Origin of the sequence: Bacteroides caecigallinarum, assembly GCF_016902295.1 — a bacterium.
GTDB classification, from domain to species: Bacteria; Bacteroidota; Bacteroidia; order Bacteroidales; family Bacteroidaceae; genus Phocaeicola; species Phocaeicola caecigallinarum_A.
Genome location: NZ_JACJLQ010000135.1, coordinates 1 through 693, shown reverse-complemented (window position 1 = coordinate 693; position 693 = coordinate 1). Strand labels below are relative to the sequence as shown.

The 693-nt window shown below is 41.4% G+C and carries 1 protein-coding gene; it reads left to right on the top strand.

From position 1 onward, the window contains the following. Window positions 1-77: 77 nt before the first annotated feature. The coding region (locus tag H6A27_RS15855; RefSeq protein WP_204509198.1) for an Rpn family recombination-promoting nuclease/putative transposase at window positions 78-693 on the top strand (616 nt) is incomplete at its 3' end.

Genomic DNA, 693 nt, shown 5'->3' with positions numbered 1-693 from the left:
TCAAAAAGTGATTTATATTTTTGTGAATATTTGTGTTTGCATTATATTTGCGGAAAGTAACGCTAATACATTGAACTATGGTTAAAGACAGTTTTGCCGGCGACAGATATGTCAATCCTTATACAGATTTCGGATTCAAAATGCTTTTCGGTTCCGAGATAAACAAGGAACTTCTGATAAGTTTCGTCAATAGTCTGCTTGGTGGCAGAGAGGTTATTTGTGATTTGAAGTATCTCAACACCGAGCATCTTGGAACATCAGAAAGAGACCGCCGTGCCGTGTTCGATGTCTATTGCGAGAATGACCGTGGCGAGAAAATCCTTGTTGAGATGCAGCGCGGTGAGCAGCAGTTTTTCAAGGACAGGAGCATCTATTACTCCACATTTCCTATACGAGAGCAGGGTCTCAAGGGCGAATGGGACTACGAGCTTAAGGCCGTTTATGTTATAGGAATACTGAACTTCCGGTTCAGCGATGAAGCAAACGGAAACTTTCATCATGAGGTAAAGCTTGTCGATTTAAATACGAATAAAGTTTTTTATGACAAGCTCACTTTCATTTATCTTGAAATGCCAAAGTTCAATAAGCCTGAAACAGAACTGCAGACCATGTTCGACAAGTGGATGTTTGTCATCAGAAACCTTTCCCGTCTGATGGAACGTCCCGTGGCATTACAGGAAAGAGTCTTCACCC